At 60.4% G+C, this 24,409-nt stretch carries 29 protein-coding genes; 16 read left to right on the forward strand and 13 right to left on the reverse strand.

Going from position 1 to position 24,409, the window contains the following annotated elements; translation table 11 throughout:
* Nucleotides 1–142: 142 nt before the first annotated feature.
* The 4 genes from C7U61_RS06090 to C7U61_RS06105 all read left to right on the forward strand — a co-directional run bounded on the left by C7U61_RS06090 (nt 143) and on the right by C7U61_RS06105 (nt 2,813).
* A complete protein-coding gene (locus C7U61_RS06090; protein WP_106997272.1) occupies nt 143–874 on the forward strand; it encodes a L,D-transpeptidase family protein in 732 nt (243 codons plus the stop codon).
* A gap of 269 nt (nt 875–1,143) precedes the next feature.
* On the forward strand, nt 1,144–1,566 hold the full coding sequence (locus C7U61_RS06095) for an organic hydroperoxide resistance protein (RefSeq protein WP_106997273.1): 423 nt from the start codon (nt 1,144–1,146) through the stop codon (nt 1,564–1,566).
* Between the two features lie 133 nt (nt 1,567–1,699).
* A complete protein-coding gene (locus C7U61_RS06100; RefSeq protein ID WP_106997274.1) occupies nt 1,700–2,083 on the forward strand; it encodes an antitoxin Xre-like helix-turn-helix domain-containing protein in 384 nt (127 codons plus the stop codon).
* Nucleotides 2,043–2,813, forward strand: coding sequence for an RES family NAD+ phosphorylase (locus C7U61_RS06105; protein WP_106997275.1), 771 nt, complete (start codon nt 2,043–2,045; stop codon nt 2,811–2,813). The genes C7U61_RS06100 and C7U61_RS06105 overlap by 41 nt, the downstream gene beginning before the upstream one ends.
* On the opposite strand, the gene C7U61_RS06110 is transcribed toward C7U61_RS06105, so the two are convergent.
* Complete coding sequence (locus C7U61_RS06110; RefSeq protein ID WP_106997276.1) at nt 2,800–3,246, reverse strand: MarR family transcriptional regulator; 447 nt, start codon at nt 3,244–3,246, stop codon at nt 2,800–2,802. The two genes, C7U61_RS06105 and C7U61_RS06110, sit on opposite strands and share 14 nt — an antisense overlap.
* A 71-nt stretch (nt 3,247–3,317) precedes the next feature.
* Between C7U61_RS06110 and C7U61_RS06115 the strand changes: the two genes are divergently transcribed.
* On the forward strand, nt 3,318–4,043 hold the full coding sequence (locus C7U61_RS06115) for a thioredoxin family protein (RefSeq protein ID WP_106997277.1): 726 nt from the start codon (nt 3,318–3,320) through the stop codon (nt 4,041–4,043).
* A gap of 212 nt (nt 4,044–4,255) precedes the next feature.
* Entirely contained in the window at nt 4,256–5,032 is a 777-nt protein-coding gene (locus C7U61_RS06120) for a VOC family protein (RefSeq protein ID WP_106997684.1), read from the forward strand.
* A 126-nt stretch (nt 5,033–5,158) separates the two neighbouring features.
* On the opposite strand, the gene C7U61_RS06125 is transcribed toward C7U61_RS06120, so the two are convergent.
* On the reverse strand, nt 5,159–6,670 hold the full coding sequence (locus tag C7U61_RS06125; RefSeq protein ID WP_106997278.1) for a helicase HerA-like C-terminal domain-containing protein: 1,512 nt from the start codon (nt 6,668–6,670) through the stop codon (nt 5,159–5,161).
* A gap of 374 nt (nt 6,671–7,044) precedes the next feature.
* Here C7U61_RS06125 and C7U61_RS06130 point away from each other — a divergent pair, with 374 nt between their 5' ends.
* A complete protein-coding gene (locus C7U61_RS06130; RefSeq protein ID WP_015339165.1) occupies nt 7,045–7,440 on the forward strand; it encodes a hypothetical protein in 396 nt (131 codons plus the stop codon).
* Nucleotides 7,441–7,576: 136 nt separating this feature from the next.
* Here C7U61_RS06130 and zwf read toward each other — a convergent pair whose 3' ends face one another.
* The 4 genes from zwf to C7U61_RS06150 form a co-directional block, all read right to left on the reverse strand.
* The gene (gene zwf / locus C7U61_RS06135) at nt 7,577–9,097 is read right to left on the reverse strand and encodes a glucose-6-phosphate dehydrogenase (protein ID WP_106997279.1); all 1,521 of its coding nucleotides are present in this window, start codon (nt 9,095–9,097) and stop codon (nt 7,577–7,579) included.
* A gap of 172 nt (nt 9,098–9,269) precedes the next feature.
* The gene (gene tam, locus C7U61_RS06140; protein WP_106997280.1) at nt 9,270–10,040 is read right to left on the reverse strand and encodes a trans-aconitate 2-methyltransferase; all 771 of its coding nucleotides are present in this window, start codon (nt 10,038–10,040) and stop codon (nt 9,270–9,272) included.
* A gap of 57 nt (nt 10,041–10,097) precedes the next feature.
* Nucleotides 10,098–11,138, reverse strand: coding sequence for a zinc-dependent alcohol dehydrogenase family protein (locus C7U61_RS06145; protein WP_106997281.1), 1,041 nt, complete (start codon nt 11,136–11,138; stop codon nt 10,098–10,100).
* A gap of 105 nt (nt 11,139–11,243) precedes the next feature.
* Nucleotides 11,244–11,450 (reverse strand): hypothetical protein, encoded by a 207-nt coding sequence (locus C7U61_RS06150; protein ID WP_106997282.1) that lies wholly within the window; start codon nt 11,448–11,450, stop codon nt 11,244–11,246.
* Between C7U61_RS06150 and C7U61_RS06155 the strand changes: the two genes are divergently transcribed.
* On the forward strand, nt 11,443–12,330 hold the full coding sequence (locus C7U61_RS06155) for a branched-chain amino acid aminotransferase (protein WP_106997283.1): 888 nt from the start codon (nt 11,443–11,445) through the stop codon (nt 12,328–12,330). The genes C7U61_RS06150 and C7U61_RS06155 overlap by 8 nt on opposite strands.
* A gap of 41 nt (nt 12,331–12,371) precedes the next feature.
* On the opposite strand, the gene C7U61_RS06160 is transcribed toward C7U61_RS06155, so the two are convergent.
* On the reverse strand, nt 12,372–13,055 hold the full coding sequence (locus C7U61_RS06160; protein ID WP_106997284.1) for a glutathione S-transferase N-terminal domain-containing protein: 684 nt from the start codon (nt 13,053–13,055) through the stop codon (nt 12,372–12,374).
* Between the two features lie 116 nt (nt 13,056–13,171).
* On the opposite strand from C7U61_RS06160, the gene C7U61_RS06165 reads away from it, so the two are divergent.
* Complete coding sequence (locus tag C7U61_RS06165; RefSeq protein ID WP_106997285.1) at nt 13,172–13,783, forward strand: TetR/AcrR family transcriptional regulator; 612 nt, start codon at nt 13,172–13,174, stop codon at nt 13,781–13,783.
* A gap of 63 nt (nt 13,784–13,846) precedes the next feature.
* Here the strand turns inward: C7U61_RS06165 and C7U61_RS06170 are convergent, their stop codons facing one another.
* From C7U61_RS06170 to C7U61_RS06180, 3 genes are all read right to left on the reverse strand, one after another.
* Nucleotides 13,847–15,079, reverse strand: a complete 1,233-nt coding sequence (locus C7U61_RS06170; RefSeq protein WP_106997286.1) for an MFS transporter — start codon at nt 15,077–15,079, stop codon at nt 13,847–13,849.
* The gene (locus C7U61_RS06175; protein WP_106997287.1) at nt 15,076–15,762 is read right to left on the reverse strand and encodes a YbhB/YbcL family Raf kinase inhibitor-like protein; all 687 of its coding nucleotides are present in this window, start codon (nt 15,760–15,762) and stop codon (nt 15,076–15,078) included. Before C7U61_RS06175 ends, C7U61_RS06170 begins: the two co-directional genes overlap by 4 nt.
* Nucleotides 15,763–15,870: 108 nt before the next feature.
* Nucleotides 15,871–16,686 (reverse strand): helix-turn-helix domain-containing protein, encoded by an 816-nt coding sequence (locus C7U61_RS06180; protein ID WP_106997288.1) that lies wholly within the window; start codon nt 16,684–16,686, stop codon nt 15,871–15,873.
* A gap of 177 nt (nt 16,687–16,863) precedes the next feature.
* Between C7U61_RS06180 and C7U61_RS06185 the strand changes: the two genes are divergently transcribed.
* Entirely contained in the window at nt 16,864–17,208 is a 345-nt protein-coding gene (locus C7U61_RS06185; RefSeq protein WP_106997289.1) for a nuclear transport factor 2 family protein, read from the forward strand.
* 4 nt (nt 17,209–17,212) lie between these two features.
* Here the strand turns inward: C7U61_RS06185 and C7U61_RS06190 are convergent, their stop codons facing one another.
* Nucleotides 17,213–17,863 (reverse strand): aspartate/glutamate racemase family protein, encoded by a 651-nt coding sequence (locus tag C7U61_RS06190; RefSeq protein ID WP_106997290.1) that lies wholly within the window; start codon nt 17,861–17,863, stop codon nt 17,213–17,215.
* Between the two features lie 267 nt (nt 17,864–18,130).
* Here C7U61_RS06190 and C7U61_RS06195 point away from each other — a divergent pair, with 267 nt between their 5' ends.
* The 3 genes from C7U61_RS06195 (at nt 18,131) to C7U61_RS19605 (ending at nt 20,176) form a co-directional block, all read left to right on the forward strand.
* Nucleotides 18,131–18,733, forward strand: coding sequence for a superoxide dismutase (locus C7U61_RS06195; protein ID WP_106997685.1), 603 nt, complete (start codon nt 18,131–18,133; stop codon nt 18,731–18,733).
* 125 nt (nt 18,734–18,858) lie between these two features.
* The gene (locus C7U61_RS06200; protein WP_106997291.1) at nt 18,859–19,698 is read left to right on the forward strand and encodes a metallophosphoesterase; all 840 of its coding nucleotides are present in this window, start codon (nt 18,859–18,861) and stop codon (nt 19,696–19,698) included.
* Nucleotides 19,699–19,738: 40 nt separating this feature from the next.
* Nucleotides 19,739–20,176, forward strand: a complete 438-nt coding sequence (locus C7U61_RS19605; RefSeq protein WP_245410758.1) for a hypothetical protein — start codon at nt 19,739–19,741, stop codon at nt 20,174–20,176.
* A gap of 327 nt (nt 20,177–20,503) precedes the next feature.
* Here the strand turns inward: C7U61_RS19605 and C7U61_RS06210 are convergent, their stop codons facing one another.
* Nucleotides 20,504–21,205 carry a YafY family protein gene (locus C7U61_RS06210; protein WP_106997292.1) on the reverse strand — a complete coding sequence of 234 codons (702 nt, stop codon included), beginning with the start codon at nt 21,203–21,205 and terminating at the stop codon, nt 20,504–20,506.
* Nucleotides 21,206–21,333: 128 nt separating this feature from the next.
* On the opposite strand from C7U61_RS06210, the gene C7U61_RS06215 reads away from it, so the two are divergent.
* From C7U61_RS06215 to C7U61_RS06225, 3 genes are all read left to right on the forward strand, one after another.
* Nucleotides 21,334–21,972, forward strand: coding sequence for a LysE family translocator (locus C7U61_RS06215; protein WP_106997293.1), 639 nt, complete (start codon nt 21,334–21,336; stop codon nt 21,970–21,972).
* A 163-nt stretch (nt 21,973–22,135) separates the two neighbouring features.
* Nucleotides 22,136–22,579, forward strand: a complete 444-nt coding sequence (locus C7U61_RS06220) for a cytochrome c (protein ID WP_106997294.1) — start codon at nt 22,136–22,138, stop codon at nt 22,577–22,579.
* 115 nt (nt 22,580–22,694) lie between these two features.
* Entirely contained in the window at nt 22,695–23,609 is a 915-nt protein-coding gene (locus C7U61_RS06225) for a cytochrome c (RefSeq protein WP_106997295.1), read from the forward strand.
* A 3-nt stretch (nt 23,610–23,612) separates the two neighbouring features.
* On the opposite strand, the gene C7U61_RS06230 is transcribed toward C7U61_RS06225, so the two are convergent.
* The gene (locus C7U61_RS06230) at nt 23,613–24,392 is read right to left on the reverse strand and encodes a class I SAM-dependent methyltransferase (protein WP_106997296.1); all 780 of its coding nucleotides are present in this window, start codon (nt 24,390–24,392) and stop codon (nt 23,613–23,615) included.
* Nucleotides 24,393–24,409: the final 17 nt, after the last annotated feature.

The raw sequence follows: 24,409 nt of genomic DNA on the forward strand, positions 1-24,409 counted from the left end.
TTCGTGATGTTGCATAAGTGCGATAGTCGGGATGATTAGCGCTCTTTAGTTTTGCCTCTGTCTCTGCGAACCTCTCGGGGAACCGAATCAGCCTGTTGATGCAGGTTTTCGCTTCCTCCACCAAAGGAACTATGCTGTCGACATGAGCCTTCCTTCATCCCTATCCCGACGTAATTTCCTCGCTCTTGCTGGTCTTGGTGCCGTTTCGACGCTTGCCAGCTGCGCCTCCACCATCGACAACGGTCCTGTCGTCAGCCCGGTTCAATATACCGGCTCCCCGCGGCCGTTCCGCACCTGGTTCTCCAGCTATGATGGCGAGCAACCCGATCCGGCCGTAATCTATGCCTCCGTCGAGGATGGCGGCTTCGTTATTCCGGCTGTTCCCTATAAGCAGATCGATCCGCGCTTCTATCGTCAGCGGGTGATCGACCCCACGGGCGAGGCACCTGGCAGCGTAGTCGTCAACACCACCCAGCGCATGCTCTATGTCACCGAGCAGGGCGGCACCGCGATGCGCTATGGCATCGGCGTCGGCCGCGAAGGATTTGCCTGGCAGGGTCGCGGCGTCATTCAGTGGCGCAAGAAATGGCCTCGCTGGAATCCGCCGGATGAAATGGTCGCCCGTCAGCCGGAACTCGTAAAATATTCCATCGCCAATGGCGGCATGGCTCCTGGCCTGATGAACCCGCTTGGTGCCCGCGCCCTTTACATTTTCGAGGATAAACAGGACTCACTCTACCGCCTGCACGGCAATCCCGACTGGCGCTCCATCGGCAAAGCGGTTTCCTCCGGCTGTGTCCGCCTGCTGAACCAGGATGTCATCGATCTCTACGACCGCGTTCCCGAGCGAGCGCCGATCCTGGTTACGGCCTGATACCCGTATCACTGCAAAAGGGCGCCGCGGGCGCCCTTTTGTTTGCAGTCTAGCCGGATCCGGATCCTGAACTCGATCTCAAACCATTGTCGAATTGATAGCCGCCGGCGGTGGTCGCGCAGATTGGCTCCCCTTCATATTGCAGCCGCTACCGTCCCCATGTTGACGGTCGTGTCGTCATTCACTTTCTCAAATCAATTGCGAAACATATATTGCGCGCGATTAAATCGTGATGTATATAAAATCCATCCAACCGAAGGAGAGATGACATGCCTATTCTCTATACGACCAAAGCTTCCGCCACCGGTGGCCGCGCCGGTCATGCCGCTTCCGAAAATGGTGTCCTTGACGTCACGCTGACTGTTCCGAAAGAACTCGGCGGCGATGGCGCGACCGGCACCAATCCTGAACAGCTCTTTGCAGCCGGCTATTCTGCCTGCTTCCTGGGTGCCCTGAAATTTGTCGCAGGCCAGCAGAAGGTCAAGATTCCGGAAGACGCAAAGGTCACGGCGACTGTCGGCATCGGCCCGCGTGCAGACGGCACCGGCTTCGGCATCGAAGTATCCCTGGCCGTTCATATCCCCGGCATGGACAAGGCCGAGGCTGAAAAGCTCGCCGCCGCCGCCCATATAGTATGCCCCTACAGCCACGCCATGCGCACCTCGACCGAAGTGCCCGTTGCTGTTGTCTGACGCGAGATGTGCTGCCGGCCGGAATTACGGGCCGGAAATACGGAATATATTTGAACGGAGCGACAGTTTGATCTGCCGCTCCTTTTCTTTTGCAAGAAAAATGCTATATCTTTTCTTAGGAAAGGAAATAGCCATGATAAAGGCCCAGACAATAGGCCAAACCATGCCTGCCGAAGCGCTGGTCATCACCAAGGCTGTCGTCAACGCCGCCGAGAGGCTGGGATTGAGCGCCCGTGTCCTGGCTGCCATTATCGGCGTGTCGGAGGCGACGGTATCGCGCATGAAGCGGCAGGATCATCTGCTGGAGCGCGATAGCAAGCCTTTCGAACTTGCCGTGCTTCTTGTTCGTCTCTTCCGTTCGCTCGACGCCATCGTCGGTGGCGACGAGGCTGTGGCGCGGCAATGGCTGCGTAACGGCAACATCGCCTTTGGCGCGGCGCCGATCGACAAGATCATCTCGATTTCTGGTTTGACCGATGTCCTTGCCTATCTGGACGCCCGTCGCGCTCTCGTCTGAGACAAGGGCCATTTCCGGCCGGTATTGGCGGCTGGTGGAATCGCAGCATCAGGTCTCCACGCTGAAGCTTGTGGACACGCTGGAGGAGCAGGCGCTTCTCGAAAGCATTCTGGAAGAAAGCAAGCCGGTTCTGCCGCCCGAGTGCGCCGGGCTCGACTATCTGCTTGCCACGCCCTTCCGCTATGGGGCGATCTATCCCCACGGTTCCCGTTTCCGCCGCGCGGGCCGCACACTTGGCGTCTTCTACGCCTCGGAGCAGGTGGAGACGGCCCTGGCTGAAATGAGCTTCTATCGGCTGCTCTTCTTTCGCGATTCCCCCGATACGCCGTTGCCCGCCAATGCCGCCGAATATACCGCTTTTTCTGCTGCGATTACGACGAAGGCGGCGATCGATCTGACGGCGCCCCCCTTGGATCGTGATCGGAAACTGTGGGCCGATCCGGTCAACTACGAGGCCTGCCAGTCGCTTGCGGAGGCGGCGCGAACCGGCGGCATCGAGGCAATCCTCTATCGTTCGGTCCGTGATCCTCGCGGCGGCATGAATATAGCTCTGCTCACGGCCAGGGCCTTCTCCGCGCGCGAACCCGTCGAACGCCAGACCTGGCGCATCCGGCTGTCGCGCGTCGGCGTACAGGCGCTGTGCGAATTCCCGCGGCGCCGCATTGGCTTCGAAAGGCAGGATTTCGAGGGCGATCCGCGGCTATCTGAGGCGCAATTCAGAGCAGACTAGCAAGATCGTTGCGCAGGCGATCGCCATTGCCGTCGGGCAGCCGCTCTTCGAGGGCGGCATGCGTTGTCTTCCAGATCGGCACGGCGGCGGCGAGCGCCGCCTTGCCTGGCGGTGTCAGGCTGAGCAGGCGGGCACGGCGATCTTTCGGATTGGGCACGATGCTCACCCACCCCCGCCGTTCCAGCGGCTTCAAGGCCGCCGTCAGCGTCGTCTGGTCTATTGCCAGGAGTGCCGCGACCGATCCCATGGATGCGGGCGCGGGCCGGTTCAGGGACATCATCAGGGAGAATTGGCCGTTGGTAAGACCGAACGGCCGCAACGCCTCGTCAAAGCGGCGGGCAAGAGCGCGCGCCGCCCGCTGAACATGCAGGCATAGGCAGGTATCGCGTACTAACAGCGTGGTTTCAAAGGGAATTTCGACTGTATTTGACATGATTCATTAATATTGATATCAATGTATTTGTCAAGATTTGGGAATGAAAACGCCGGAGGAGAGCGCGGACAATGAACCAGGTCGTTTCCAGGGAAGTGTGGCTGGAGGCCCGCCGTCAACTGCTAGCCAGGGAGAAGGAGGCCACGCATCTTCGCGATCGCGTCAATGCGGAGCGCCTGGCCTTGCCCTGGGTGAAGGTCGAGAAGGATTATGTTTTCGACACGCCGGCCGGTAAGAAAACGCTTGCCGATCTCTTCGACGGCCGCAGCCAGCTGATCATCTATCACTTCATGCTCGGCCCGGACTGGGATGCCGGCTGCACCGGCTGCTCCTTCCTTGCCGATCATTTCGATGGGGCGCTGCCGCATCTCAACCATCACGACGTCACGCTGGTCGCCGTCTCTCGCGCGCCACTGGAGAAGGTGGAAGCCTACAAGAAGCGCATGGGCTGGCGTTTCCCCTGGGTGTCGTCCTTCGCCAACGATTTCAATTTCGATTATCACGTCTCCTTCTCGAAGGAGCAACTCGCTGGCGAAAAGGTCTTCTACAACTTCGCGCCGATGGATGCGGCCGAGGGGTTTGATGAGCTTCCCGGTCTCAGCGCCTTCTACAAGAACGAGGCCGGCAATGTGTTCCATACCTATTCGAGTTATGCCCGAGGGCCCGAGGAATTGATCGGCACGCTGATGATCCTCGATCGGGCTCCCAAGGGGCGCAATGAAGAAAGTACGATGAATTTCGTTCGCCGCCATGACGAATATGAGGATGCTCCAAAAGCGCATTCCTGCTGCCATTAAGGGATGGTGAGGCGGTGGAATTAACCCTGTCAGACGGGGTCGAATTATCGCGTTTTGTGCCTAGTTAATACTTGGCGCCTGTTTGCCGGGAAGACGGATCAGCCGATTGACCATCGCTCGGCCGTCATCTTCATCGGCCATGATGCGCCTGCGCCGACATCCGGCCCAGGAGGAGACGGATGATTGCAACAATCAAAACAGGGAGCGATGCTATGGCCGAGAAAGGTTATTTTGTCTGGTACGAGCTGATGACCTCAGACATGAAGGCGGCCGAAGCCTTCTATACCAAAGTGGTCGGCTGGGATGCGGCGGATGCCGGCATGCCTGATGTCGGCATGGACTATACGCTCTTCAGCGCCGGTGCGGGACCTGTCGCTGGATTGATGGTCCTGCCGGAAGAGGCAAAGGCCATGGGTACGCCACCCTGCTGGACCGGCTATATCGGCGTTCCCAATGTCGACGAAGTCACGAAGACCGTTGTCGCCAAGGGCGGCAAGACCTATCGCGAGCCGGCGGATATTCCAGGCGTCGGCCGATTCTCCGTCGTCTCCGATCCCTACGGCGCCGCCTTCTGCCTGTTCACGCCGCTGCCCGGCCAGGACTGGGAGCCGGCTGCTCCTGCGACACCGGGCTATTTCGGCTGGCATGAGCTCTATTCCAACGACGGCCCGAAAGCTTTCGATTTCTATAGCGAGATGTTCGGCTGGGAGCTGAGCTCCGATTTCGACATGGGGCCGATGGGCAAGTACAAGATCTTCAAGATCGGCGATCGCGACTTCGGCGGCATCATGACCAAGCCGGCGGAAATGCCGATGGCTGCCTGGAATTTCTACATCAACGTTCCCGCGATCGACGCGGCGATCGCCCGCATTACGGAAGGCGGCGGCAGGATCGTCAACGGCCCGATGGAAGTCCCCGGCGGCAGCTTGATCGTGCAGGCCACCGACCCGCAGGGAGCGTTCTTCTCGCTGGTTGCGCCGGTGCGGTAGTTTTCACCCTCCCCTTGAGGGGGAGGGTCGGCCCATAGGGTCGGGGTGGGGTGATCTCCACGTTTGCGACGTGTCACCCCCACCCGCGGCTTTGCCGCGACCTCCCTATCAAGGGGGAGGTGTGACCTACCGCTTCAGGCTGCCGAGAATGCCCCGCACCAAGGCCCGCCCGACTTGCGTCGCGACCGTGCGCGCAACGCTCTTCAGCGCCGCTTCCATGATCGTCTCGCGCTGATAGCCCGACCGGCGGCCGGCAGAATTGCCGCTATCCCCGCCGAAGCCTGGCAGTGTCCATCCATCGCCTGCGCTCTCGCTCTGCGGCGCAGCCGCCTTGCGCGCCCGCTCCGCCAGGATTTCATAGGCGGATTCACGGTCGATCGTCTGATCGTAGACGCCGGCGACCGGGCTGCCGTTGAGGATGGCTTGGCGCTCGCCGTCCGTGACAGGGCCGATGCGGCCGGATGGCGGGCGGATCAGCGTGCGTTCGACGATAGATGGCGCACCCTTGCCCTCGAGCATCGACACCAGCGCTTCACCGGTGCCGAGCGTCGTGATGACGGTAGCGCAATCGAAAGCGGGATTGGGACGGAAGGTCGAGGCCGCCGTCTGCACGGCCTTCTGTTCGCGCGGCGTATAGGCGCGCAACGCATGCTGCACACGGTTGCCGAGCTGTGCCAGCACGGTTTCTGGCACGTCGAGCGGGTTCTGCGTGACGAAATAGACGCCGACGCCCTTGGAGCGGATCAGGCGCACGACCTGCTCCACGCGTTCGATCAACACCTTCGGCGCATCGTTGAAGAGTAGATGTGCCTCATCGAAGAAGAAGACCAGCTTCGGCTTATCCGGATCGCCGACTTCGGGCAGTTCCTCGAACAGTTCTGAGAGCAGCCACAGCAGGAAGGTGGCATAGAGGCGCGGGTTCATCATCAGCTTGTCGGCCGCCAGCACCGAAACCTGCCCGTAGCCGTCATTGCTGACGCGCATGATGTCGGAGATTTTCAGCGCCGGCTCGCCGAAGAAGTTTTCCGCGCCTTGCTGTTCCAGAACAAGCATTGCCCGCTGAATCGAGCCCACGGAAGATTTCGAGATCAGGCCGTATTTGCTGGAAAGCTCGCTGGCATTGTCGCCCATATAGTTCAGCAGCGCCTGCAGGTCTTTGAGATCGAGCAGCGCCAGACCGTTCTCATCGGCGATCTTGAAGGCGATGTTGAGCACGCCTTCCTGCGCCTCGGATGCATCCATCAAGCGTGCCAGCAGCAGGGGGCCCATCTCGGCGATGGTGGTGCGCACGCGATGGCCTTTTTCGCCATAAAGGTCCCAGAAGATGACCGGGAACTGATCGAATTCATAGGGCGAGAGACCGATTTCCTCGGCGCGCTTCAGCAGGAAGTCCTTTGGCTCGCCCTTGACGGCGATGCCCGAAAGATCGCCCTTGATGTCGGCGCAGAAGACGGGCACGCCGGCCTTGGAAAACCCTTCCGCCAGAACCTGCAGCGTCACCGTCTTGCCGGTGCCGGTCGCGCCGGTGACGAGGCCGTGACGGTTGCCGAATTTCAGCGTCAGGAACTCGTCCTTGTTGATGCTTTCATCCGGGTTGCGGCTTGCGCCGACGAAAATCTGTCCATCCTGCTGTGGCATGGTGTCGTCTCCCTTAGAGCACTTCCAGCAAAAGTGCGAAGCGGTTTTGCGCCCGGAACTGCGTAAAAACAAAAAGATAGAGCCTTTTCGCGATTCGAAGAAAAGCGGAAATGCTCGAGCATGATGCCGAAAAGTGTCACCGGTTTTCGGAGGCCATCATGCTCTACCTGTTTGATTCTAGCACCGGATGATTTTCAAAGCTGCCGGGGCCATTCATCGATTTGTCCTGACACTGTTATAAGAACTCGCATGAAGGGGGACAACCATTCGCGTCACGGTTCCGCTTCTGGTAGAATGACAGCCGCCGGAGCGTCTTGTGCCGGTTGCTGCATTCAGTTACGTTGACGTTAACGTTATAAAGGCAGGAGGCCACAGTGAACGAAGTTATTGATCAGATCGCGACCAAAGCCGGCATCGCTCCCGACCTTGCGGAAAAGGCTGTCGGCATGATTCTTGGCTTCCTGCAGCGCGAAGCTCCGGATGGCCCTGTCACCAAGATGATCGAATCCATTCCCGGCGCCTCCGATCTCGTTGCGCAATATAACGGCGAGGAAACGGGCGGCGGTGGCCTGCTCGGCGGCCTGCTCAGCGCCGTCGGCGGTGGTGGCGGCCTGATGGCACTCGGCCAGCAGTTGATGAGCAGCGGTCTCAGCATGGGAGAAATCGGCTCGCTCGCCAAGGAGACGATTGCCACCGCTCGCCAGCATGCCGGCGACGAGGTGGTCGACCAGGTCGTCAATTCCGTCCCGGGCCTGCATCAGTTTATTTGAGGCTGCTATTGCCTTGAAAAGAAAGCCGTCGGTTAATTCCCGACGGCTTTTTATTGTTCAGAAGGCGGACCTGACTTCGTCATATTGCGCTCTGTTAAGGGGCGACGGTGCCTCTATCGGTTGATCTTCTCCAGGGTCAGATCTTCCTGCCCTTCGGCGTCCCATCGATCTCATGCCATTTGCGGCCGTCGCGTTCGATGAGTTCGTCGGCGCAGGCAGGGCCGGTGCTCCCGGGAGCGTAAGGGTCGGGTTTGCCGCCTTCTGCCCAGAGGTCGAGGAAGGGCTGCACGGCCGCCCAGCCGGCTTCGATGCCGTCGGCGCGCTGGAAGAGCGTCTGGTCGCCGACGAAGAGTTCGTAGAACAGGCTCTCATAGCCGGTCTGCTTGCCGATATCGAAACTGTCGGCATAGCGGAAGTCGAGCGACACCGGCGCCGTTTTCAGCACCAGACCCGGCGATTTGATCGAGATTTCCATATCGAGGCCTTCGTCGGGCTGCACCTGGATGACGAGCCTGTTCGGCGGCAGTTCGGGGCGGGATTCGTGGCGCGGGAACTGGGCGAAGGGCACCGGCCGGAAGGTGATGACCACTTCCGTATCGCGCGCCTTCATCGCCTTGCCCGTGCGCAGGTAGAAGGGTACGCCGGCCCAGCGCCATGTATCGACCAGGAGTTTCAGCGCCACGAAGGTTTCGGTGTTGCTGTCGGGCGCGACGTCGGGTGTCTGGGTAAAAGCCGGCAGATCCCTGCCGGCTATCGGGCCGGCCGTATAGGCGCCGCGCACGCCGTTCTTGATCGCCTCTTCGCGCGAGTAGATGCGCAGGGCCTTCAGCACTTTGCCCTTTTCGTTGCGGATGGATTCGGCATCGAAGCTGTTCGGCGGTTCCATCGCCACCATCGCCAGCAATTGGAAGAGGTGGTTCGGCACCATGTCACGAAGCGCGCCGGTTGCGTCGTAGAATTTGCCGCGCGTGCCGACATCAACGAGTTCGGCTGCCGTGATCTGCACGTGGTCGATATAGTTGTTGTTCCACAGCGCCTCGATCATCATATTGGCGAAGCGCGTCGTCATGATGTTCTGCACCGTTTCCTTGCCGAGGAAATGGTCGATGCGATAGATCTGGCTTTCGGATACGTGGTTCAGCAGGCGCGCATTCAAAGCCTGTGCCGAGGCAAGATCATTGCCGAAGGGTTTTTCGATCGCGATGCGGCGGAAGGCCCCGGTCGCCTCGTTCATCAGCCCGTTTTCGGATAGTTTCTCGGCGATATCGCCGAAGAAGCGCGGCGGCACTGCGAAATAGAAGGCCGCGTTGGCGCTCGGCGCATGCGAGAGATAATCCGAAATTTCCTTGTAGACGCCGTTCTGGGTGAAATCGCCGGAGATATAGCTGATGCGCTTGCGCAGACTCTGCCATGCGGCCTGCCGCTCCGGATCGTCCATATCGCCGGAGGTCTTCAGAAATGATTCCAGGCGATCCAGCAGCATGTCGACACCCCCTGTCTCGATGCCGATACCGAGAATATGCAGATCCTCCCCGATAAGTCCGCTGCGTGTCATGTTGATGAGCGTCGGGATCAGCAGGCGCCTGGTAAGGTCGCCGGCGGCGCCGAAGATCACGAATGTCAGCGGCGGAGCCGGTGCGACGTCGGGGGTGGTCATGCGCGGATCTCCTTCTGGCGGCCATGTTCGGGGCTTCTGGACGACATCGACTATCTCCTCGGAGCTGTTGCTGTTTCAGCTTTGGCTATGGGTGTTCTAGCGCGGGCCGACGCCGGTTGTCGATGGGATCGACGCACCGCCGCCGGCAGGCATTTCGAGGCTGATAAATAACCTATTTCTTCACCGCGACCAGGAAGAGCCGCGGGAAGCGCAGCAACACCTTGCCGTCGACAAGTGGCGGATAGGCCCGCTCGATGCGCTTCAGATATTCGGCTGTAAAGGCATCTCGATGTTCGGCGCCGGCATGGTCGAGATAGGGGCGCAGGCCCGTACCCTTTACCCATTCGACGATCGCGGCCGCATTCTCCAGCGCATGATTGTAGTTGGTGTGCCAGATATCGAGGCGCTGCGACTTGCCGATCAGCCTGTCGTAATAGACGGAAGGCGCGGGCAGCGGATTGCGCCGGACGCTCTTCCTGGCGAAGGCGTCGCTCCAAGGGCCGCTCCTTGCGGTTTCTTCCATCATCAGATGGCTCGGCTCGGTCAGATTGTCGGGCATCTGCACGGCAAGCACGCCGCCGGGTTTCAGCCCATCCATCAGCTCATCGAGAATAGCGAGATGATTTGGCAGCCACTGAAACACCGCGTTGGCAAAAAGCAGGTCGACGGGTTCTTCCGGCCGCCACGTGGTGAGATCGGCCTTTTCAAAGTGCGTGCCGGGCATGCGCTTGCGTGCGGCTTCGAGCATATTGTCGTCGCTGTCGAGGCCGGAAACGCCGGCAATACCGTAGCGCTCGACGATCAGCTCGGTCGAATTGCCGGGGCCGCAACCGAGGTCGATCGCTCGCTCGACATGCTCCAGCGGCACTTGCGCCAGTAGATCGCGCGCCGGGCGCGTGCGTTCATCCTCGAATTTCACATATTGGCCGGCAGACCATGCCATAAGCGTATCCTCTTTCTGGATTGCCGTTTTTCCCGATGCGCATAGCACCTGGATATATCAGAACCGTGTAATGACGCTGATGCCCTTGCCCTCGGCCTTATCAAGCGTCATCAGCGCGGGAACGGCTTCTTCCAGGGTGATTCTGCGGCCGATGAGCTTCTGCGGCGCGATCTTGCCGGCGGCGAGCATGTCGAGCATGGCGTCATAGCGCCAGGCCTGCATGCCGTGGCTGCCGTAGATTTCCAGCTCATGGCCGATGACCTGCGCCATCGGGATCTGCGGCGTCGCATAGTCGCCGAGCATGAGGCCGACCTGCACATGCCGTCCGCGCCGGCGCAGATTCTTGATGGAGTTGAAGCACGTGGCGGGATGGCCGAGCGCGTCGATCGAGACATGCGCGCCGCCTTTGGTGATTTCGCGCACCGCCTCGGCCACATCGGCGGCCTCAGCCGCATTGATCGTCGCGACCGCGCCGCATTCGCGGGCAAAGGCGAGCTTCTCGTCGGAGATGTCGATGGCGATGGCATTGGCGCCAAGGGCGCTGGCAATCATGATCGCCGACAGCCCGACGCCGCCGCAGCCATGCACGGCGATCCATTCGCCCGGCCGCGTCTTCGCCTGATCGGCAACGGCGCGGAAGGAGGTGGCGAAGCGGCAGCCGAGGCTTGCCGCCGTCGCGTCATCGACCGCGTCTGGCAGGTGGACGAGATTGGTGTCGGCATAGTCGATCGCAACATATTCGGCGAAGGAGCCCCAATGGGTGAAGCCCGGCTGGAACTGGCTGGGGCAGACCTGCTGATTGCCGGAATGGCATTCCGCGCAATGGCCGCAGCCCGATACGAAGGGAACCGTGACGCGATCGCCGACCTTGAAGCGGACGACGCCGCGCCCGGTCGCCACGACCTTGCCGGCGAGCTCGTGGCCCGGCACATGCGGCAGCCTGATATCGGGATCATGACCCATCCAGCCGTGCCAGTCGCTGCGGCAGAGTCCGGTTGCGCCGACGGCGATGACGACGCCGTCCTCGCCAGGTGCCGGATCCGGCAGAATGCGGATTTCGGGTGTTGCCTCGAAGGCCTCGTAATACATGGCTTTCATGGAGTTCTCCCTCTCTCCTGACGATCCCTATGGCTCATCACTTTTGCTGATGGACTCATTCGTCAAGTTGTTGTTTCGACGCATGAAAATTGCGCTATGAATGCGTTATCGAACGCTTTGTTGCAAATGAATTTTACCGCGCAGTTTCTGCTTGACGCTGGCGTTGCACGGTTCTTTGCTCTTCGTCATCCAAAGCAATTCCAACCAAATTGCGCCGCGGCCTTCCGCCCGGAATTGCCACAAAACAAAGATGGAGCGGTTCAGAATCCGTAAAAGGCTGAACTGCTCTGGGAGAGGAAACACCATGTCCATCGATACGTCGCCCCGCACCACCACCTGGACCTATATCGAAGGAGAATGGCTTTCCGGCAATCCGCCGCTGATCGGGCCGACCTCGCATGCCATGTGGCTCGGTTCGACGGTGTTCGACGGCGCGCGCTGGTTCGATGGCATCGCGCCCGACCTTGATCTCCATTGCCAGCGTATCAATCGTTCGGCCGCGGCCATGGGATTGAAGGCCATCAAGACCGCCGAGGAGATCGAGGCGCTCGCCTGGGAGGGCATCAGGAAATTCGACGGCAAGACGCCGCTCTATATCAAGCCGATGTATTGGGGCGAGCATGGCTCGCCGGGCAGCGTCGTTGCCGTCGATGCGGAATCGACGCGTTTCGCTCTCTGCCTGTTCGAGGCGCCGCTCGGCGGCAATGGCGGCATCACGCTCACTGTCTCGCCCTTCCGCCGCCCGTCGCCGGAAACGGCGATGACCGACGCCAAGGCGGGCTCGCTCTATCCGAACAGCGGCCGCATGATCCTGGAAGCGAGAAGCCGCGGCTTCAACAATGCGCTGGTGCGCGACATGAACGGCAATGTCGTCGAGACGGCGTCTTCGAACGTCTTCATGGTCAAGGACGGCATCGTCTATACGCCGGTCGCCAACCGCACCTTCCTTGCCGGCATCACGCGCGCCCGCGTCATCGGACTGCTGCGCCAGGAAGGCTTCGACGTACGGGAGGAAACCCTGTCCGTCGAGCAGTTCATGGCGGCGGATGAGATCTTCACGACCGGCAACTATTCCAAGGTCGTCAGCGTCAACCGCCTGGATGATCGCGAGTTCCAAGAGGGGCCGGTCGCCCGCAAGGCGCTGGAACTCTACATGGATTGGGCGCATGGCCGTCGTGCCAGCGAGGAATAACCTTTCTCACAGGGAGAAGGACATGCACAAGAGTGCGGCCGTTATGGCCGCACGGGTGTTCCAACACGACCTGCCGAAGCAATGTAGGATCGCGGCGCAAAGAAAATGCCATCAGTCTCGAAAGCCTCCAGGTCCTCGGCCTGGAGTGCGTGGCGGACGCTCGGTCTTGCGCTGACGCGAGCCATGAAATGCTGCAACGCCGGCCACTGCGCAAGATCGATCCTGATCCAAGGCGACCAGTTCAAGCAGACGAAGAGATAGGCGTCAGCGACCGTAAAGTCGTCACCGGTCAGATAGGGGCCGACGAGCCGGCTGTTCAGCCAATCCAGCCGTTTGCACACCAGTTCATGAATGCCGGCATGAGCGCCTTCATAAGCGGCGTTGAATAGCATCGCCATTGGCTTATGAAGCTCGGCGGTGATGAAATTCAGATAGGATTGAACCTGGCTTCTGGCATAGGTTCCGGCCTCCGGCAGAAGGCGCGATCCCTCCGGTGAACATTCCGCGAGGAATTGCACGATGGCAGGACCTTCGGTCAGCACCCTCCCATCATCAAGCGTCAATGCCGGCACGTAGCCATTGCCGTTGATGGCCAGATAGTCGTCGCCCGAACTCGTCCGATGAGTCTTCCGGTCAACTTCGACCAGTTCAACCTCCAGCCCCAGCTCCCGACAGACGATGTGCGGCGACAGGGAGCAAGCGGCGGCGTGCATGTAGAGTTTCATGGTTTTCTCTCTTTTCGATACAGGCACGAGGTATCGCCTCGGCATCCATTGAATATTTGTACCATTTCGCATAAAATTTATTCGGTCAAGTTTTTTGTGCGAAGTAGTATAAAAATATGAAGAGCGAGAAAAAGCAGGGTCGTCCACGCGCTTTTGATGCGAAAGCAGTCATCGGGCAGGCGCGGGAGGTTTTTTGGGATAGGGGGTTCTCGGCAGCCTCATTGGATAATTTGAGCGCCGCGACGAAACTGAACCGGCCTAGCCTTTACGGCGCATTCGGCGACAAGGAGGACCTCTATCTTGACACCTTGGAAGGCTACCGCGAGGACAGCCTCGTTATATTGTCCGCGGCACTCAATCCGGCTTTGCCGCTGCGGGAAAATCTGGCGCGCATCTATGCCGAGGCCCTGAAAATATACCTGCATGGCGAGACTGCGGCGCGTGGCTGCTTCCTGATCAGCACGGCCACGGCAGAGGCTATTCAGCATGACCGAGTGCGGGAGGTGTTGCGCCGCAGCTTGAATGAATTCGACGATGCCATCAAGGAACGCATGGAGCTTTCGGTCGAGCAGGGCGAGCTCCCGGCCGACACGGATGCTGCAACGCTCGCAAAGCTCGCATCCGCTGTCATGCATTCGCTTGCCGTTCGAGCGCGTGCAGGCGATACGCGCGAAACGCTGGAGGCGATCGCGCGTTCTGGGGTCGATTTTGTCTGCGGCCGGCGATAACGATCAGCCTGATGCTGCTCGGATCGATCTCCGGACGTGAAACTGGAGCAAAGTCATCGATCTTTATATGGCGGCTTGCTTCTTAGGGCTGACCCACCAGCAATAGATCGCGCCCATCGCCAGCAGCACGCAGGTTCCGAGGAACACGGCGCGCATGCCGATATGGCCGCCGACGAAGCCGCCCAGAACCGGGCCTGCCACCTGACCGACATATTGCGAGGAGATGGAGAGCCCGAGGATACTGCCCGTTGCCGCATCGGGAACATTGTGCCGGATGACGGCGGTGATGCAGGGCAGAAGGCCTCCGAGCGCCACGCCCATGAGGAAACGCAGTGCGATCAACTGCCAGGCCGAGGTCACGAAAGCCTGCGGTATCAGCAGCAGCGCCGCAACAGCAAGCGCCGCCATGATGACGCTCCAGTAGCCGACGCGATCGGCGAGCTTGCCGAGCCAGGAGGATGACAGGATGCTGCCAAGCGCTGCAGCCGCCATGACGACGCCCGAGACCATCGTCACCTTGGCGTCCGTGACGAACTGCGCGACATAGACGGTGATGATCGGCTCGATCGACATATTGGCGAGCATCAGCAGCAGGCCGAGCGACAGCATGGCGACGACGGGGCGTTTGTCCGGAATGGAGGCCCAACTGCCACTGGCCCTCGCAGCCTTCTTGCGCGCCGTGGATTTCTCCTCCTTGATCAGGAAAGTCGTCGCAAGGAAGGTGAAGAAGATCACGCCGCCGGCGAGCAGGAAGGTGCCGCGAATGCCGATAATCGGGGGCAGGGCGCCGCCGATCAGAGGTCCGACCAGATTGCCGGCCATAATGCCGGCGGACAGCGTGCCCAGCGCCCAGGCGGAGCGATGCTTCGGCGTCTGCGCGGCCACGAGCACCATCGATCCCGAGGCATAGCCGCCGGCGAGGCCGGTGAACAGGCGCAGCGCCACCAACTGCCACACATTGCCGGCCATGCCCATCAGCGAGATGGCGACCGTCATGCCGAGGCTCGCGCGGATCAGCATCAGCTTGCGGCCATAGATATCGCCGAGCCGCCCCCAGAGCGGCGCGACGAAAGCGGCGGCGAAGAAGGTGGCGCCATAGGCTATGCCGGACCATTGCACGATCGCGGCCTTGTCGCTGACGCCGAGTTCCTCGACGTAGAGCGGCAGGAAGGGGAGCAGCAGCGTCATCGCCACGATCGTCGTGAACGAGCCGGCGAGGCAGATGATCAGGTTCCGCATCCAATGCGCGGTTTCTGGCTCGGCGGGTGCGGCTGCGTCCCATCTCATATCGGTCATTTCTCGGCCTTTGCATTCAATGTGTAGAACAATTCCTGGCTGCCCGACGCCAGGATATGACCCTTCGCGGCGGCGATGAGATCGGCGCGGGTGAAGAGATCGGGAAGGTTCAGTCGGTCGACGTCAAGCGCATAGACCGTGACATGGTAGCCATGAACACGCTCGTCGTTCCAGGGCGGGCAGGCACCCATATAGCCACCATGCGGTCCGTCCTTCAAATTGCCGCCGCCAGCACCGTTCTGGCCGCGCCGCCCATAGGCTGTGCGCTCGAGCGGCAGGCCGCCCTTGGAAGGGCCGTTTCCGTCCGTGCCCTCCGCCAGGCTGGTACGCGACGCGGGGATATCGGCCAGCACCCAGTGGACGAATTCCATCCGTTTGAAATCCTTCGGGATGGGTTTGTCCGCCTTGTTGAACAGCGAGAAATCTGCGGGAACGTCGGGGTCGACCATGGTCAGCGCATAGGAGCGCGTTCCCTTCGGCCCCTTCGACCAGGATACGCCCAGGCTCTTGTTCGGCCCAGGGGCGGACTTGTCGGATGCTGTCGAAATGCAGGAGGCATTTTCGGGCAGCATCATCCGGCCGTTGCTTTTGGCAAACGTCACCTTGAGATCCGCCGATAGCGCCGGCGTCGCAATGGCTGCTGCGATGACGACGGCGTTCAGAACGTTGAGCATGGTTTTCATGATGTTGCCCTTTCATGTTGCGGCTCCGATGAACCTTCGAGGGCTGGGTCTAGCAAATTCATGCCGAGCGTCGGCGCACCCAAACGCTCAAAATGCAGCCCGGAACGCTCACGCGCTGCGAAGTCGATCGGCGAAGCGGCGCGGCGAGCGATAGCCGGCGGCAAGGGCAGCTTCCCGCAGCGACATTCCGTCCTCGGCCAGAAGGGTCGTCGCCAGCGCCACGCGCTCGCTCGCCAGAACATCGCGCAATGCTGTGCCCTCACGCGACAGGCGGCGGCGCAGCGTAGCGTTGCTCGTGCCGAGCTCAGCGGCGATGAGATCGGCCGTCCAGGCGCGATCCGGTTGCCAGCGCACCAGCGCTCGCACCGCCTCGGCTGTGGTCTCGGGCGAACCGGGCAGGGCGCCGCGCATGCCGAGCACCATGAGGATTTCGAGAAGCCTGTGCTCGATGAGCGGGATGGGCATGTTGCCGCCGGCAATGCCTTCGCCCGCATGATGGATGGCAGCCGCCAGCAACGGGTCGAGCGGCAAGTCTGCCTGTGACGCGATTCGTGCGGGCGGAAAGGCCTTTACCGCCCGCCGGGTCAATTCCTCGGGGAAGGTAATGAAGATTGCCCGGTAAGCGCCGGTCTGCGGATCGGGATCGTTGACGACATCGCCGCTCCAGCCGGCCGGCAGCACGAGCACCGTACCCGCCGTAAAATGCCGTTGCCGTCCCATGCTGACGATTTCCTTGGAACCTTCGAGGATGGCAACGATTGAAACCTGTGAAAAGGCGGATCCGGCAATCCGCTCGCGTTCGCGGGTGACGAAGGTAAAAAGCGTGGAATAGCTGCCGATGCCGGTTGGCGCGACCGCCGGACGATTGTCCTTGGCGGCGAGCCGGCGCAGCTTTTCCAATATGGGGTGATGGGCCTCGGCCACAGCGATGACTTCCTGCCTGATGGGGATCTTCGAGGAGTTTGGACCACACGGGCGGCAATGCCAAGCCCGCAAAGTGCCTTGCCGGTTCGCCCGCCCTATGTTACTAACTGATTGCATATCGCAATCAGTTTCCGCGGGATGATTGAAAACATCCTGACGCAAAGGAGGAGGCAGATCATGAACTCTCTTGAAAATGCCCGCTGCGACACGGTCAGACGTTTCTTCGCCGCCTATCTTGCGCAGCACCGCGATATCGTCGATCCCATGCTCACCCTGGATTTCACCTTTTCCAGCCCGCGGGACGATCACATCGATCGAAAACGCTATTTCGAGCGATGCTGGCCGAAGGAGAAGGTCTTTCGCGATATTCATATCGAACATCTTGTGCCCGATGGTGATGATGTGATCGTCGGCTATCGCGCCGAGAAGATGGATGGCGGCAGCTTTCGCAATATGGAATTGATCCGCTTTGCTGGCGACCGCATCGCCGAGGTCAACGTCTATTTCGGGCGGAATTTGTGAGGCTTCAGCTGCCCGTAATCTTCGCCGTTGCGGCGGCAAGTGCGGCCGCCGGCGCGGTCATAGGCTGCGGGCAGCTTTTCGGAAGAAGATGAGCCGCGTCGGTCATCGAGGCCTGAGCGAAAGCGATCGTGACAGCGCCTTCGTCATTGGCCGCTTTCACCGCATCGGCAATCGAGGTGAGATAGGCCGGGAGATTCCCGGCCCGGAAGTGCGCCCATGCACCCGGCATCAGCCGAACCTCGATTTCGGCTCCCGTTGCTTGCGCCGCTGCCTCGAAAAGCGCAGTCGTCGGGGCGATGGTCGTGTCAACCGTGCACAGCACGAGGACCTTGCCGCCGCGCTTGACCGCTTGCTCGGCCAGGATCGCATCAGCGCGGATGATCGGGGCTCCGGCGTCGGCGGAAATCTTCGACACTGCCGCGCCGAGCGTCGAGCAGTTGAGCACGACGGCATCGGCGTCCTCGGCCAGATGCCAGAGGAAGGCCGCCGTTTCCGCCGAAATCTCATCCGTCAGGCGCCCTGCTTGTTCGGCGGCAAGAAGAAGATCGGCGCGGACGTGATGACGCAGCGTGCCCCCAGGCAGTCCGAGCGCCTTCGCCGCCGCTTCATAGACGGCGATGTTGCTTTCGGCTGTGTGCAAACAGGCAATCGTCACGGATATTCCTCATCTCGACAGGAGAGCCGTGAACCTAGCTTCGGGCGCATGCCTTGTCGATATTCGGTGGAGCAGTTCGCCTGTATCAAAACATTATCATATGCAGCAAGGTTAATTTCTGAGCCTATGCTATACCCGTTTGAAAAATAGGGCGATTTTGTTCCCGTAGGCAACTTTTTTGGCATGTCGCCGGTTGCTCTTACAGGCGACGGCTCCTATGTTCCGCTTCACCTGCCGACGCAATTTTTTGCCAAGAGGAGAATGACCATGGCTTTCGAATTGCCTGAACTTCCTTATGATTACGATGCACTTTCGCCCTTCATGTCGCGTGAGACGCTCGAATATCACCACGACAAGCACCACAAGGCCTATGTCGACAACGGCAACAAGCTCGCTGCTGAAGCAGGTCTCTCCGATCTGTCTCTCGAAGAGATCGTGAAGAAGTCCTTCGGCACCAATGCAGGCCTCTTCAACAACGCAGCCCAGCACTACAACCACATCCATTTCTGGAAGTGGATGAAGAAGGGCGGCGGCGGCAACAAGCTGCCGGGCAAACTCGAGGCCGCCTTCAATTCCGATCTCGGCGGCTACGACAAGTTCAAGGCCGATTTCGCCGCTGCCGGCGCCACCCAGTTCGGCTCCGGCTGGGCATGGGTTTCCGTGAAGAACGGCAAGCTCGAAATCTCCAAGACCCCGAACGGCGAAAACCCGCTCGTCCACGGCGCGAACCCGATCCTCGGCGTCGACGTTTGGGAACACTCCTATTACATCGACTATCGCAACTTGCGTCCGAAGTACCTCGAAGCCTTCATCGATAGCCTGATCAACTGGGACTATGTCCTGGAGCGCTACGAAGCCGCAACGAAGTAAGGTTTGCCGCAGAGGCTGGCTTTCGCACCCGGCGTCTTTGGGCGTCGGGTGTTTTCTTGTCTGCCGGCCTTATCGATGTATCGTGTGCCGCATGGCGGCTCCAGGAGAGCGCCTCAGGAGGCTGAATGCCGTCAGCACCGCTTTTCCGCTTCGGTGTCATCGCCGATCCGCAATATGCCGATCTCGAGCCCAATCTCACCCTCGATCGCTATCCCGCCAACAGCCTCGTCAAGCTTCGCGCGGCGATCGAGGAGTTCAATCGGCATGATCTCGCCTTCGTCGTCACGCTTGGCGATATCATCGACCGCGAATGGAAGAGCTTCGATGCCATTCTGCCCGTCTATGAGGCCTTGCGTCACCCAAAATACTTCCTCCTCGGCAACCATGATTTCGCCGTTGCACCCGCTCATCTCGGCACGGTGCCGGCGCGGGTAGGGATGCCGTCGCCCTATTACGATTTCAGTCTTTCCGGCTATCGCTTCATCGCGCTCGACGGCAATGAGGTGAGCGTCTTCGCTCCCCCCGCGGGCGATCCGCGCCGGCAGGAAGCGAAGGATCGGATGAAGGCGCTGGAAAACGCCGGCGCTCCCAATGGCCAACGCTGGAACGGGTCCATCGGCGATGTGCAATATGACTGGTTTGCCGCGAAGCTGCGAGAGGCAAAGGCGGTGGGCGAGAAGGTCATCGTCATGAATCACTATCCGATCTTCCCTGATAATTCGCACAACGCGCTTGACAGTGGCCGCATGCTGGCGCTTCTGGCCGAGCAGGACCATGTCGTTGCCTATCTTAACGGCCACAATCACGCCGGTAATTTCGGCGTGTCGGGTGACACTTACTTCATCAACTTCAAGGGCATGGTCGATACCGGAGACACGAGCGCTTATGCGATCGTTTCGGTTCATGCGGATCGGTTGGAAATTACAGGATTCGGACGCGAAGAAAGCAGGGTGCTGGCGCTGTAGACGCCTTAACGAGATCTCCGCATCGTTTGATGTTTCGAGCATGATGCCGAAAAGTGCAGACGGTTTTCGGACGACATCATGCTCGACCCGCTTGATGCTATGCCGGATGCTAATCATCTGGCATCGGGGAACGATCCGCACCACTGAAGGTTTAGAAACGGAGGCTGGCTGTGAGGCGAAGCTGATGTTTCCGATATTGCAGATCCTGACAATCCTGATTGTCGCAGTCGCCATGGCGCTGGAGCATGTGCTGGAGCTGCCGGGCAAGATGCGGCCGTCGAAAGAGGATTACTTGACGGTTCAGCAGATTTATTACCCCGGCTTTACGATCAGCCGTGCCAATGAGCCGCCCGGTGCTCTGCTGCTTTTGCTACTCCTGTTCCTGATGCCAGCCAATACGATCGCATTCTGGCTATCGGCCGCCGCCTTTGCTGTCATGGTCGCGATGTACGCCCTCTTTTGGTTGCGCAACCGGTAAACAATTTTTGGCTGAAAGATGCGAAGCTGAATGGAATGGGCGCAGGCTTCTTTTCTCACGATCCATTCGGTGGCCATCAGATCGAGGCTGCCGTCAAAACCGGATTGGATCAAGCTGCGCGATCGGTGGGAATGGTCTCATGCCGTGCGCGCCGCCCTGGGATTGCTGGCTTTTATTCTGTTGGTGACTGCGGTTGCTTTGTAGCGGCGCGCAAAACCGATCCTTGGTGCGTCTTCACTTCGCGGCCATCCGCGTTTGGTCACGTCTTTCGAGGCGGTATGATCTTTCTACCCACATATGATCGCAGTCTTCGCGATTTGCAGCACCTCAGCCGGCCGCGGCTGGGGTGTTTATCTGCCAGCCATTCACCCAAATCTGCCTCAAGCCATCGCCTTCGCCCTTGAACCACAATCCCGTCGGCTCACAGCCTTCGATCCGGTCGCTACGGAAATTGCGGATCGCCTGACGCAATTCGCACCACGCGACGATGTTGGCGGTCTCCGAATAATAAATCAGCGCGATCGGCCGGATGATGCGCTCCGTGGCCTGGCCGAGCTCGTCGCGATAGGCAAGGTCCAGTTTTTCCTCGTCGCGAATGGCGCGTCGCACCAGTGAGAGATCGATCGCCGCGGCCGACGGTGCTGCAAAGCCCCAGGCATGCAGCGCATTGGCATCGAGCGTCTGGCGCAGCGGCGGCGGCACGGCGCCGGCGATCTTGGCGGTGACGCGCTTGGCCGCCTGCTTCAGCTCGGCATCGCCGGTGCGCTCCAGCAGGGCCAGCGACAGCACGATCGCCTCCATCTCCTCGATCGAGAACATCAGCGGCGGCAGGTCGAAGCCGGGCCGCAATATATAGCCGATGCCGCGCTCGCCCTCGATCGGCACCCGCATCGCCTGAAGTGCCGCGATATCGCGATAGACGGAGCGCACCGTCACCTCCAGCCGGGCGGCGATATCGGCCCCCGTCACCGGCCGCTTGGCCAGCCGCAGGATCTGGATGATCTCGAACAGGCGCGAAGCCTTGCGCATTTCTTGCCTCAAAGATGAAGGCTACTGACAACACCCCGTCAGTTGGCCCGATTTATAAAGCCGCCTATTCGCTTGAAAATCAACCATTTCCTCTCCTGTCTCCAAGGAGAGTTCGATAGGCAACTGACATGGGTTACGCAGAAAATCTCTGGCTCTTCTTCATCCTTCTTCTAGGCATCATCATCGTGCCGGGCATGGACATGCTCTTCGTGCTCGCCAATTCCCTGACCGGCGGCAGCAATCGCGGCCTCGCCGCGACGGGCGGCATCATGCTTGGCGGCGCGGTGCACTCGCTGAACGGCGCCGTCGGCATCGGCCTGCTCATGCATTTCGTGCCGGTTCTCTATAATCCGCTGCTGATCGCTGGCGGCGCCTATATGGCCTTTATCGGTTATACGCTGATGCGCAGCTCCATCACCGTTGGAGGAGACGAGGGGCCAGCCGCCAGCCGCTCCGCCTGGAAGGCGTTCCGGCAGGGTGCGGTGACTTGCCTGATCAACCCCAAGGCCTACCTCTTCATCTTCGCCGTCTATCCGCAATTCCTGAAGCCGGATTATGGCCCGATGTGGATACAAGCCGTCATCATGGGAGCCATGACCATCGCGACGCAATTCGCAGTTTACGGCGGACTTGCCATCACCGCCGGGCGCAGCCGCGATTTGCTGGTCGCCAACCCGCAGGCAACGGCCTTCGCGGGTCGTGCGGCCGGCCTGCTGCTTGTCGCCGCTTCAGTATTCACGGTCTGGGAAGGATTGAGAACAGCATAGAGGCGGCTAAAAATGATGGGGTACCAATAGCATGACGCTGATTTTACTTAGGTCTCACCATTTTGTGACTTCATTGCCGTCTGGGAAACCGGCAAACATGTCGCCGCAAGCATGCGCCGGCCGCCTGGGCGGTCTTGATCATTCGGAGAGGTAGGAGAAGGCAATGAAGTGGAAAGCGATTGTGATGGCGACGGCTCTTGCCGGCATCGCACTGGGTTCGGTCGTCGCGGCCGACGGCACGCACGATTCCCGTATCGGCATGATGAAGAAGATCGGTGGGGCGACAGGCGCTCTCGGCGCAATCGCAAAGGGGGACAAGCCCTATGACGCCGATATGGTCAAGGCGTCGCTGACGACGATCGCCGAAACCGCCAAGGCCTTTCCGGATCAGTTCAACCCGCAGAGCGACAAGACCGATCCCGAGGTCAACCCGAAGATCTGGGAGAATCTCGATGACTTCAAGGCGCATGCCGCCAAGCTTTCGACCGATGCCGAGACGGCGCTCGCCCAGCTTCCTGCCGACAAGGCCGGTGTCGGCGCGACGCTGAAGACGCTCGGCGCCAGCTGCGGCGCCTGTCATCAGGCCTACCGCATCAAGAAGGACTAGTGGCAGGTCGGCCTCGTCCGGAATTGCGTAAAGGCTCTAAATATCGATTTTGGCCTCCGCACCGGTTCTGCCGGTGCTGAGCCTTATGACTTTGGAACTGAAGCCAGGGGGTCGAATGATGGCGCGGTTTGTTCGGTGGTTGCTTTGCCTTTTCGGTGTGATCATCCTGGGCTGTGGCGCATTTTACGTCATCACCGCGCCGTCGCCGCTGCCGGCGAGCCATTGGGCCAATCTCGGCGATCCCGATCTCAAGAATGGCGAGACGGTCTTCTGGGCTGGCGGCTGCACGAGCTGCCATACCGCTCCCGGCGCTCAGGGCGATGCCAAACTGGTGCTTTCCGGCGGTCTCGCTCTCACCAGCCCCTTCGGCACCTTCCATGTCCCGAATATCTCGCCGGATGAGAAGGCAGGGCTCGGAAGCTGGACGCTTGCCGATTTCGGCAATGCCATGAAGCGCGGCGTCGGCAAAAACGGCGAACATCTCTATCCGTCTTTTCCGTACGGCTCCTATATCCGCATGAGCGACAAGGATATCAACGATCTCTGGGGCTTCCTGAAGACGTTGCCGAAGAGCGGCAATGTCGCTCCGCCGCACGAGCTGCCCTTTCCCTTCAATATCCGGCTGGCGCTCGGCGGCTGGAAGTTCCTCTATCTCAACGATCAGCCGCGCGTCGTGCTTGCCAATGCCGACGAGAAGATCAAGCGTGGTCAGTATCTCGTGGAAGGGCCGGGCCATTGCGGCGAGTGCCACACTCCGCGCGACAGCCTCGGCGGCTTCGTGAGCGGCCAATGGCTGGCGGGTGCGCCCAATCCGGAAGGCAAGGGCCAGATTCCCGATATCACACCCGGCTCGAAGGCGATCGGCGGCTGGAGCGCCGGCGACATCGCGAACTACCTCGAAACCGGCTTCACCCCGGACTATGACTCTGCCGGCGGTTCCATGGCCGAAGTCCAGCAGAACATTGCCCATCTGCCCGCAACCGACCGCGAGGCGATCGCAGCCTACCTGAAAGCGCTGCCGGCGAAGTGAAATTCAAGCCGCGTCTGGCCGCCTAGCGAGATAGAGATGCGTTTCATAGTGCAGCTCGAATTCACCGCCATGCGCGTTGATCGCGCGAGCAAACTTAGAAAGCAGTATTTCCCGCTGATCCTCGGCCAAAAGCCGGTAGCTCGAGAGCGTGCGCAAAAGGTCGGTATAGCTTTGTGCCGTGTGTGAGCGGCTCCAGCGATAGCAGTGATGGATCGGTGTCTCGAAATAGCTGGACTGCAGCAGCTCCTTGGCAAAGGGGCCGTCGGGCAGATACCAGGCTTCCGCGGGAGGCCCGGCAAGCTGCGGCGCGTAGCAGGCGTATATCCGGGCAAATTGTTCGAAAAGCGGCTCTTCGGATGGCATTGGCACATTGCCGAAGACGGCGAGTGTTCCTCCCGATGCAAGGAAAGCGGCCGTCCTGGCGAAGCGCAGTTCCGGCGAAACCCAGTGGAAGGATTGCGCCGCGAATATCAGCCTGAAGCTCTCCGGTTTGCCCGGCCATGCTTCGAAGGTGGTTTGCTGGAACCGCACTCGCGGGAATTCCGCCAATCTTTTTCGTGCGGACGTAATCAGTTCCACGCCGGGATCAAGCGCGAGAACGGAAAGGCCCCGGCGAGCAAAGCCCTCGGTCGCCTGTCCGGTGCCGCAGCCGATTTCGAGGACCTGATCCTTCGCTTGCAGCCCGGCAAAATCGATGACATCGGCAAAAACCGCATCGGGATAGAGTGGGCGGGAAGTATTATAGAGACTGGCGACACTATCGAATGTGAACCGCTGTTCCAAGTCGCATCTCCAGTTGC

It is taken from the genome of Rhizobium sp. JAB6, from assembly GCF_003024605.1.
In the GTDB taxonomy this organism is placed as follows: domain Bacteria; phylum Pseudomonadota; class Alphaproteobacteria; order Rhizobiales; family Rhizobiaceae; genus Rhizobium.